10 protein-coding genes are annotated in these 9,639 nt (G+C 40.2%); all 10 read left to right on the top strand.

All coding sequences use genetic code 11. The features are described 5' to 3' along the window. Positions 1 to 175: 175 nt before the first annotated feature. Positions 176 to 511 (top strand): cell wall anchor protein, encoded by a 336-nt coding sequence (locus BLS89_RS10110; protein WP_245688996.1) that lies wholly within the window; start codon positions 176 to 178, stop codon positions 509 to 511. Then, entirely contained in the window at positions 486 to 911 is a 426-nt protein-coding gene (locus tag BLS89_RS10105) for an N-acetylmuramoyl-L-alanine amidase (protein ID WP_092738075.1), read from the top strand. Before BLS89_RS10110 ends, BLS89_RS10105 begins: the two co-directional genes overlap by 26 nt. A 1-nt stretch (position 912) precedes the next feature. Further along, the gene (locus BLS89_RS10100; RefSeq protein WP_092738073.1) at positions 913 to 1,458 is read left to right on the top strand and encodes a hypothetical protein; all 546 of its coding nucleotides are present in this window, start codon (positions 913 to 915) and stop codon (positions 1,456 to 1,458) included. 22 nt (positions 1,459 to 1,480) lie between these two features. Beyond that, on the top strand, positions 1,481 to 4,150 hold the full coding sequence (gene cas9 / locus BLS89_RS10095; protein WP_092738071.1) for a type II CRISPR RNA-guided endonuclease Cas9: 2,670 nt from the start codon (positions 1,481 to 1,483) through the stop codon (positions 4,148 to 4,150). Next, positions 4,140 to 5,693, top strand: coding sequence for an SNF2-related protein (locus BLS89_RS10090; RefSeq protein WP_092738069.1), 1,554 nt, complete (start codon positions 4,140 to 4,142; stop codon positions 5,691 to 5,693). The genes cas9 and BLS89_RS10090 overlap by 11 nt, the downstream gene beginning before the upstream one ends. After that, positions 5,683 to 7,323 carry a hypothetical protein gene (locus tag BLS89_RS10085; RefSeq protein WP_092738067.1) on the top strand — a complete coding sequence of 547 codons (1,641 nt, stop codon included), beginning with the start codon at positions 5,683 to 5,685 and terminating at the stop codon, positions 7,321 to 7,323. Before BLS89_RS10090 ends, BLS89_RS10085 begins: the two co-directional genes overlap by 11 nt. A gap of 245 nt (positions 7,324 to 7,568) precedes the next feature. Then, positions 7,569 to 8,135: a hypothetical protein gene (locus BLS89_RS10080; RefSeq protein WP_092738065.1), complete on the top strand. Its 567-nt coding sequence runs from the start codon at positions 7,569 to 7,571 to the stop codon at positions 8,133 to 8,135. A 92-nt stretch (positions 8,136 to 8,227) separates the two neighbouring features. Then, complete coding sequence (locus BLS89_RS10075; RefSeq protein ID WP_092738063.1) at positions 8,228 to 8,416, top strand: hypothetical protein; 189 nt, start codon at positions 8,228 to 8,230, stop codon at positions 8,414 to 8,416. Then, positions 8,403 to 8,756, top strand: coding sequence for a hypothetical protein (locus BLS89_RS10070; RefSeq protein ID WP_092738061.1), 354 nt, complete (start codon positions 8,403 to 8,405; stop codon positions 8,754 to 8,756). Before BLS89_RS10075 ends, BLS89_RS10070 begins: the two co-directional genes overlap by 14 nt. 74 nt (positions 8,757 to 8,830) lie before the next feature. Further along, the gene (locus BLS89_RS10065) at positions 8,831 to 9,592 is read left to right on the top strand and encodes a hypothetical protein (RefSeq protein ID WP_092738059.1); all 762 of its coding nucleotides are present in this window, start codon (positions 8,831 to 8,833) and stop codon (positions 9,590 to 9,592) included. The last annotated feature ends 47 nt before the right edge of the window (positions 9,593 to 9,639 follow it).

The raw sequence follows: 9,639 nt of genomic DNA, 5'->3' as shown, positions 1-9,639 counted from the left end.
CTAAGAACCGAAAATGGCTATCCCTTCGGCAACGAAAAGGAAACGATAAGCTCGGCACTCGGGAAGAATGAAAGAATGGGAACATTAACGAAAACAGGCAGACGGCTTTGCTGGCTCTTAGATAAGATAGACAAAGACCATTGCCAAAAATCAATAGAAGAAAATATTTAATGAAATGGAATTTTTACAACAATACATAAGCGAAGCTCTTACGGCGGTTATTGGCGGGTTTTTCGGTTGGTTTTTCACTCGGAAAAAGCAACAGGAGGAACTGCGTGCCAGCGAACTGGACAATGTGGATAAGGCGGTGCGGATTTATCGCGAGATGATAGAAGATTTAAGCGGGCAACTCAAGACCGCTATTACCGAGCTGGACGAGGCTAAAGCCACGATAAAGGAGCTGGAACAAAAAGTGGAAGCCCTCACGGTAGAGCTTACGAAATACAAGCAACTGAATGGCAAATGCGAACGCAAAAAACAAGACCATGAAAAAGAGCAAGCGAACGATTAAATATTTGGTGGTGCATTGCACGGCAACGCCCGAAGGTAAAGATTTTAAGGCAAAGGATATTGACCGCTGGCACAAGACACGAGGTTGGCGGGAGATTGGTTACAACTATGTGGTGGATTTGAACGGCACTATTGAATTTGGGCGTGATGTAGACAAGATACCCGCACAGGTAAAAGGTTTTAACGCTAATGCCATAGGGGTAGTCTATATCGGCGGAGTGGATGCAAAAGGCACCCCCAAAGACACACGGACAACGGCACAAAAAGCCTCATTGCTGAAGTTATTGAAAGACCTGCGGAAGCTCTACCCTATGGCGAAAATCTTAGGGCATAGAGATTTTCCGAATGTACGCAAAGCGTGTCCAAGTTTTGATGCGAAAACAGAATATAAAAACATTTAGGATGAAAAATATACTAAAGATACTTGCTTTTTTAGTTCTTTTCGGTTGCAGAACGCAAACCACACAAACCGAAAAACGCACGGAAGTACAAGCCAGTAGCCAAAGCCAAACAAGGCAGGAGGAAAGTTCTGTAAGCAATCTTTTGGAAAGACAAGAGGACTATCAACTTAGCCTTAAAAACTTTAGTTATGACTTCACTTTGAAGTCGCAAGACAGTACCCAACCCGCCAGAATAGTGGAATACCGAGAGGGTAAACCTTACAGAATGATAGAGGCTAAAAACGCCATTTACACCGAAAAGAAAAGCCAAAAGGACAGCACGGAGAGCAGACGAGTAACAGAGCTTTCTGCTCAAATAAACATGCTTAAAACACAGGTAGAAAGTCAGCAGGAGCAAATCAAAGCCACCGAAAAGGAGATTGTTAAAACGAAAACAAGCCTGCGGTATTTGCTTTTGGTATGGCTGGGAATTCTGTTCGGAATCGCTTTTATCGGATATTCCAGCGGTGTGTTTGGAGTGTTTAAAAGGCTTTTAAATAGAGATTAAATATAAATTAAATACAAATACTATGAGACTAAACATTTATTGTGGATTGCGTGCCATAGGTTGGATAGTAACCAACGGCAATAAAGCCGTACAATACGGCATCAAAAGATTAAATATTTCTTTTGATAACTATTACGAGTACATTGCAGGGTTGCCTGTGAGCAAACGGATTAACCGACGCCTTAAGCGGGGATCAAGAAAGAATTTGCACCGCTATAAAAGACGGCGTGAAAAGCTCATTAACAGCCTGAAAAAGATGCATATGTGGAGCGATAGAAAATATTCGCAAAAAGAAATTCTGCACCTTAGAGCTTTGTCTGCCGTTCAACCTATCGATAGAAAAGATTTAGGGGCAGTGTTTAAGGCTATATCTGCAAAGAGAGGGTACAAATCTATGCGAGGAGCATCGATGTCCGATGCTTCGGAGTACCTGAAAACCATTGCTACACACGAAGAAAATTTAACAAAATATCCGAGTATCGGGGCTTATTTTCAATCGCTTAAATCATTAAAAGATGTAGTCTTGCTTCGGGAAACTTACGAGAGGGAATTTCACCAAATCTGCAAGGCTCAAAACTTAACAGAACAAGAAGTGCAGGCACTTCATTCGGTGATTTTCCATCAGCGACCTATCAAGCAAAACAACACTTCATACTGCAAGGTGGAACGCCGTAAGGTGTGCCACGCTTCTCACCCTTTGTTTCAGAAATTCAGATGTTTGAGAGATGCCAACAACATTATCGTCTGGGACGAAGAAGACAACGAGGTGGAAATTCCGCACGCACAGCGATTGGTTTGGGCAGACAAGCTTTATCAAGGCATTAATCTTACAAAGGCGTCCGTCTGTAAGGATTTGGGCATAAAAAAGAGTACGGGGTATTCTTGGCTGTCGGGTAAAAGTTTGCTCGGCTACGAGCTTCATAAACTTTGCAAAAGCATAGGCTTAGAGCTTACAGAAGAGCTTTGGCAGGATTTGTTCTCTGCCACTGATGATGTGAAATTGGAGAAACTACTGCTTACGAAATATCTCATTACCAAAGAACAAGCGGAGATGCTCTGCGAGGCAGATATACACGCCTACGGATGGGCGGAATATTCGCAAAAAGCAATAAAAAAACTACTGCCCGAAATGGAACGAGGTATAAAACTATCGGAAGCAGTTTTGAACCTTTACGACAAAGTAGAGATGAAAGAAGTTGCACTTCGGAATTTAGTTCTTGAACAACATTATTACGCTATGCAGTCTTTGGTGGAAAGATTAAAACAGAAATATCCTATTGAGGAGATGAATTTTGAAATCGATATGCTGTTGAAAATGGGCAACAAAGCACGTAAGCAACTATCGAGCAACAGGCGGAAAGATTTAGCCTTGAAAAAACAATATGCCAAAGAATTAGAGGGAAAAACGGAGTATGAGTTTCAAAAGCTTAAAGCGTGGCTGGAGCTTAAAGGCAATAAGCAAGACCAAACAGCGGTGTCGCCATTAGAACCAGATGTAGAGATAACGCTGGAAATGGCACTCAGCGACAAATATAACTTTGATCATATCGTCCCGAAATCCCAATTGTTCGAGCGGGGGCAAAACAACCTTATCCTTTGCCGAAAATCTGTAAATGAAGACAAAGGCAAAAAAACAGCGTATGACTATGCCAAAGAGAAAGGCTTTTTGGACGCTTATTTGGAAATATCAGACAGGTTTTCGGAGGGGAAAAAACAACTTTTGAAAACTGAGGCGGAAAAAATACCGAGTAATGCCGTTACTGCTAAGCAAAACCAAGATTATAACACCAAGTGCTTTGCTACTCTGTTTGAGCATTCCGTAAATGTACCTAACAAGGTTATTCTGTTTTACAGCCGTGAATGGCTGAAAAACCTTTATTCTTCCGATGATGCTCGTTATGCACTTCAGAAAGCGTGGGTGTTATCCAATTTTACACAGGGCGACTTGGAGCAGTTGGACAACATTAAGGAAGTAAAACAAAACCCCTATGGGAAAAATCCGAATATGGAGCTTATCGACTTCGAAAAAAGTCCGATATTTCTACCGAGAATCAAGCATACCCGTAAATGCGGAAATACGGTAAATCCGAGAGCAAGACTTCACGAGGATACCATATTCGGAAAAAGAATTCTGGACGGCAAACAGGTATTCAAATGCAGAAAACCATTGCAGGGCTTGACCGATAAGACGGTTAGGACTATCATGGACAAAGGATTGCAAAGCTTTTTACAGAGAGAAATAGAACGCTTAGGAGGTCTTGAAAAAGCCAAAGGATACTGGGCGGAGCATCCTCCGGTATTTAATGGCAATGAGCTGAAAAGCGTATCGTACTGTATAAAATCCAATACGCTCAAACCTTTGAAAATGAAAGAAGGTGTGAAAGTAGATTATGTGTTGCATGATGCCAAACACCGCTTGGAGCTTAATGGAGGCAAAAAGAAATCCGTATCGTTGATGGACTTTTTGAACGAGCCGTATTCGGATAGGGGTTTTTACTTGCAAGCCAACAACATTGTGGAGATAGACGGCAGAAGGCATTATTTACTTGGGGCTTCGGAAGCACCTAAATTCAGAGAAGTATACACATTGAATGCAAACGACACCATAAGGGCGACTGCTTCAACACTCAAAGGACTTGTGAAAATAGAAGTAAATCAGTTAGGCGAAGAAATCAGGCGTTATGGCAATTAACAAGATACCAAGAATAACGATGTCTTTCGATACGATAGACTATGAAGGAAGTACGGAAAAGGCGTATAAGTGTATCTTAAACAAGAAAGTACAATGGATACCTAAATCTGTGTCTTCCCCCGTGCAGGGCTTTAAGAATAAACTGAATATTGCCCCTTTCTTGTTTCAGAACCTGACGGGGAGAGTGCCTCAGACCTTAGACACTTTCGAGATTGAGGAAGTGGAAGACAACAGGCAATACCATACATTGGAAGACTATCCTTTGGTCAATCCGTACGGTGTATTACTCAAACCTTTGCAATGGGAACGAGTACAAAAGATTTGGCGGTTAAATGTGTTTTCTATCAATGCCGAAATGCGTACAGGCAAAACCTTTATGGCTTCGGTAGTTATCAACAGCCGCTACCACGCAGGAATGATTAACAGGCTATTGGTTGTCGCTCCGCTTCGGGTAAAGAATGTATGGCAGTCGATGTTTGAAAGGTTGGATTTGGCAGAGTGTCAGTTTGTACCGATAGAGCATTTCAGCAATATTCATAAAAGGGATAACTTGGAATTAAATATTGACGAAAAGACCTTTGTCGTTATCGATGAAAGCCACACGATTAAGAACAAGGATAGTTTCCGCACACAACATTTCATAAAGCTATGCCGGAAAGCGAAACATAAATGTACCATAACAGGCACACCGATAGGCTTACACGCAGGGGATTTATTTTTTCAGTTTCATTTTTTAGACCCTTTCATCTTGGGGTATGAGTCTTTCGATAAGATGGCTCAATCACACCTTCTATATGGTGGAAACGAGGGCAAAAAGGTGATAGGTTATACGAATATCGAGACTATTTCGCAACGCATTTCTCCGTATGTTTTGCAATTGACACGCAAGGAATTAGGCGAAGAGCGTCCCGTTACTTATTCGAAAATCCATTACAGCCTCAAAAACAGAGAGGCATATAACAATCTTGCTGCAAAGTATTTTGCCGTGATAGACACCTTTTCCAAGTTTGAGATTATGAGGCTTAACACGAGGCTTCAGCAGTCGGCGTGCGGATTTATTCTGGACGACAAAGAACAAGTGGCAGGCTTCGAGGATAACGGAAGAATAACGAAACTACAAGAGCTTATCAAGCGGAGAAAAGGCATAGGGGTGGTTTATTTCAAGTATACGCAAGAGGCGGAAGCCATAAAGAAAAAGTTGCAATGCCCCGTTATTTGGGGGGCTAATTCTCAAAAGGAATTTGAACGGATAACGAAAGACTTCAACGAGGGGAAAATACCGATTTTATTGGTGCAACAACGCCTTTCGCAAGGCTTCAGTTTGAGGCGTGCGGACTACATCGTTTATTTTTCCACCATTTACGACTACATTATTCGTTCTCAATCGATGGACAGAGCCAAAGAGGGCAACGCTCCTTTGGAAATCATAGATTTGATTGCCGACGGCACGATAGACGAGCGGATACAGGAAGTTATAGACTTCAAGAGCGATGTTTTTTCAGCGATAAACAAAGAGGTAAAACTAAGGCAGTATGTACAATGATTTGGCGACCATTAAAGCAATGGCAGGGGCTGGCGGCGTGCTTATTGAATCGGAAAAGTGTATCATCAGAAAAGGCGTGCCAACATATTTCTCTATTCCCGAGCGGAATATAAAGGGGGATTTTAGTTTGAATTATGTATCCGAAATTCCGCATATAGAGGGGAAAATCATTAAAACCAAGCGGACGGCTAAACTTGCAATTTCATCAATAGATAAGGACTTCCTGCAACTAAGGGGAAGAAAGGCAAAAGCTGTCCGCAACGCAGAACGCAGGTACAAAGATTTATCCGTAAGAGCCATTAAAAGGAGCGACATTCCGGGCCTTTTGCAATTTATAGACGAATGGATAAAAAGCTACGGGAAAGCCAAATACGGAATGCAGTTGCATGCAGGTTACGACAAACGATTTTTCCAAGATTTTTGGAACGAAACGGATTATTTCGGTTACATTTTCCACTTGCACGGCAAAGCGGTGGGGTATTCCGTATTTACCAAAGAGGAAAACCACGGAGCAGTTAATTATCTGGTAGGAAAAAGCGATATGCGGTATAGTAATCTGTCTGTAGCTATAGATATGGCTTCATTCAGAGCATTGCATCACGAAAAAGGCGATGTGAAAGTCTGCTGGGGAGCAAGCACGGGGAGTTTACTCAAGTACAAAGAGAAGTTTAATATTACAACACAAAACATTTATTTTATTAAATATATGGAGGCAACAGAGAACAAAAGTGCCGTATTAAAAGAAACATTGGGTATTCTGCCCGTAAATGTCTGGGATAGCTCCAAAGCAAACTGGAATTTGAGAAAGGGAAAATGGAATGAGATGATCGACCTTGCAGGAAAGATGTCGGGAGTGGAAAACCCACGCTTTGCCACAAGGGAAGATTGCTGGAAAGGAATGGGAGTGTTTGCTGAAAAGTTTACGGGAAGTAAAATTAACGGCGGGGCTTCGGTGCTTGATCCGTATGCGTGTGAGCTTATCCTTAAACTATTTATGCCGAGAGACGGAAAACGAGTTTATAACCCTTTTGGGGGAGGTGTACAAATGGGTTTCGTGGCTGGTTTCTTGGGGTATGAGTATTTGGCTTCGGAAATCAGAAAGAATCAATGCGATGCCAATAACGCCATTTGCGGAGCTTTTCAAATGCAGAGCCGTTGGGTCTGTACCGATAGTTCTGCCTATACGCCTGACGGAAAGGTGGATTTGGTTTTTACTTGTCCGCCATATTATAAAGTAGAAGAATACAAAGACTATGAGGGCATTATTCCCGACGGAGAATTAAACAGCCAAAAGACTTACCAAGCATTTCGGAATTTGTTGTTCAGCGGATATAAAAAAGCCATAGAGGCATTGAATAATAATTGTTTCTTTGTGATAATGGTAGGCGATAGCAGAGATAAAAACGGAGCGTACTACTGCACGGAAGCCGAAACGGAATTGTTCCTAAGGGATTGTGGTTTGCATATTTACAACCGAATAGTCTATTTGGAAAAACAGATTACCAGAGGGGTACTCTCTACAAGGAGCATTCAGAGCCGAAAACTGCCTAAGGTGGAGCAAAAAATTATCGTGGGCTATAAGGGCAATATCAATAACATAAAAAAACTATACGAACAAGTTGATTATTAGAAATTTATTTGTATATTTGTGTCAGTAAAAATTGAAAGCAATTCACAATAAGACGGCAATGCCGTCGCAGTGGTTAAAGCACATCACGCTCGGGTCATCTGGGCGTTTTTTTTATTCAAAAATTTTTCTTCCTAATTTTCAGTGAGTTATATTATTTTTCAAAAAAAAGTTGCAGAAAATTTGCATAAAAGGGTAATATATGCTACCTTTGTCCTGTCAAAATTAAACAACTAACAATTAAAACAATGAAAGAATTAATCGAATTACTCAGCAAAGATATACAAGTACACGAGGCAGGTACAGGTTCTTTATATGTAGAGTATAAAGGCAAAAAGGTAAGAGTAGCAGACCATGAGCCAAATCACACAATGAAAAGAATGAGAGGTTATGCAGATTTAGAAATATACACTAAAGATGCTTGTAATACTACCTTAAAGACTGAAATAGATGTTGTAGAAGATATTGCAGATTTCTTCGAGATAGAAATTACAAATGAAACTTTGCTTAAAAAATCTGAAGAAAATCTACAATATAAAATAGACCAATCAAAGATGACGGCTTCTTTTGAAGAAACAATGGCTAAAATACAAAACACAAGAGAAGAAAAAATAGCAAATTTAAAGCCCTTTGTTATTGAAAACTTAGATAAAATCAAAGAAATCATCAATGAGGCTGAAGTTTATTCTGATAGTGCTTCAAATGGTACTAAGAGAAGGAAAAAAAGAAGAAACTACTTTTTTAATAAAATGAAAGAAGTATTTAGCATCGAGGTTGAGTTGAGTGATGTAAATGATGTAATAAAAGCAATATAAAAAATAAAGCCCTTGCTTCTAACAAGGCAGGGGCTTGTTGTCAAAATTGATTTTTACTAACAATTAAAAATCGAGGCAAAAATAAAAAAAAGATGACCATAAAAGAAATAAAAAAACATCTTGGGTTGCAGAATAAGGACATCGCCGAGATGTTTGGTTACAAAACGCCTTATGCGTTTAACAAGAGTTCTGCAAGAGGGAGGATAGAAAAAGGATTAGAGCTTTTCTATCAGAAAATTCTTGATATAATTAAAAAAGAAGAACAAGATGGAAATAATTGATTTCAAAACTCCAGAGTTTATCTTGGCTGAAATTCCTATAAAAGATGGGAGTTTCAATGATAAACGCTTATGGGTGTATTGCCCGTCGGCATTGTCGCTTATGGAATTTGTGTGTGGCAATGATTTTGAGGCAGTTCCAATAAATTTTTTCACTAAGAAAGAGTATATCAACACAGATGGTGTAGCTGAAGAGTGGGGCATTGCTTTCACTCAAAACAACTGCGAAGCCACAGAAGTGGACGAACAAGCCCTTGTAGAAAGGGCTTGGAAATTCTTTAAATCTTACCTTGAATGGGAGGACAGGCATATAGATGAAGAAAGAGTATCTAAAATGAATTAAATACACCACTCTTCGGAGTGGTTTTTTTGTCCTTTGTCCTCTGTTTTTGAGGGGCTATTTTCGCAAAAAAAACGATGAAAATAGTTGTGCCTGCCTCTTGGGAGGAACTTACGAACTTCCAACAAAAAGCCATTATCCAAATCATTAACGAAGTGAATAGTGATGATTTTTCATCATCCTATCTCAAGATAGTACAGGTACTGCTGATGAAAAAGCATACTCTCTGGCAGTACCTTAGAATGAGGTGTATCCTTAGGAAAGTGTCTATCTCTGCATTTGAACCAGCGGTTAAATTCCTGCAAGAAAAGCCAAAGCTCTATACTTTCCCGAAAATAAAGGGTGTGCTTGAGCCAGCACCTCGTATCGGAGATTTAACCATAGAGCAGTTTTCGCTTTGTGATACATTGTTGTATCGGTACAATGAGAAAAAGCAAGAGGTCTATTTAAGGCAACTGGTAGCGTGTCTTTATAGGCTTCCGGATGGTAGGTTTGACAAAAATAAACTTCCGGAAGTGGCAAAGCTGACGGACAAGATCTCCTTGCAAGATGCCATTCGGATAGGTTTCATTTTTTCCGCTATTAGAATTTATATTGCAGATGCTTATCCTACCATTTTTATCAATAAAAAACCGGAGGAAGACCAATCACTAAGACCTGTATTTAGCACTAATAAAACCTTTACACCGTTTTCACAAATCATTGTGATGATGGCAGCCGATGAACTGAGGCTTCTGGGCAACCTAAGAGAGTGCCAAAGTACACTGGTGTACGACTTCCTGAACGCTTTCGTAGAATCAAAAAAAATCCATAAAATAAAACAAAATGCACAAAAATAATTCTTATCTGGAACTGAAAAACTACTTCGGTAACCTTGTAGAACAAT

It is taken from the genome of Riemerella columbipharyngis (assembly GCF_900101995.1).
Taxonomy (GTDB): Bacteria; Bacteroidota; Bacteroidia; order Flavobacteriales; family Weeksellaceae; genus Riemerella; species Riemerella columbipharyngis.
The sequence above is the reverse complement of the archived record's forward strand: the minus strand, read 5'-3'. Positions and strand labels throughout refer to the sequence as shown.

Bases quoted from the DNA above. Each gene is read 5' to 3' on its own strand.
- cas9 (WP_092738071.1), top strand. From the start codon at position 1,481: ATGAGACTAAACATTTATTGTGGATTGCGTGCCATAGGTTGGATAGTA.
- BLS89_RS10090 (WP_092738069.1), top strand. From the start codon at position 4,140: ATGGCAATTAACAAGATACCAAGAATAACGATGTCTTTCGATACGATA.
- BLS89_RS10075 (WP_092738063.1), top strand. From the start codon at position 8,228: ATGACCATAAAAGAAATAAAAAAACATCTTGGGTTGCAGAATAAGGAC.
- BLS89_RS10070 (WP_092738061.1), top strand. From the start codon at position 8,403: ATGGAAATAATTGATTTCAAAACTCCAGAGTTTATCTTGGCTGAAATT.
- BLS89_RS10100 (WP_092738073.1), top strand. From the start codon at position 913: ATGAAAAATATACTAAAGATACTTGCTTTTTTAGTTCTTTTCGGTTGC.
- BLS89_RS10105 (WP_092738075.1), top strand. From the start codon at position 486: ATGAAAAAGAGCAAGCGAACGATTAAATATTTGGTGGTGCATTGCACG.
- BLS89_RS10110 (WP_245688996.1), top strand. From the start codon at position 176: ATGGAATTTTTACAACAATACATAAGCGAAGCTCTTACGGCGGTTATT.
- BLS89_RS10065 (WP_092738059.1), top strand. From the start codon at position 8,831: ATGAAAATAGTTGTGCCTGCCTCTTGGGAGGAACTTACGAACTTCCAA.
- BLS89_RS10080 (WP_092738065.1), top strand. From the start codon at position 7,569: ATGAAAGAATTAATCGAATTACTCAGCAAAGATATACAAGTACACGAG.
- BLS89_RS10085 (WP_092738067.1), top strand. From the start codon at position 5,683: ATGTACAATGATTTGGCGACCATTAAAGCAATGGCAGGGGCTGGCGGC.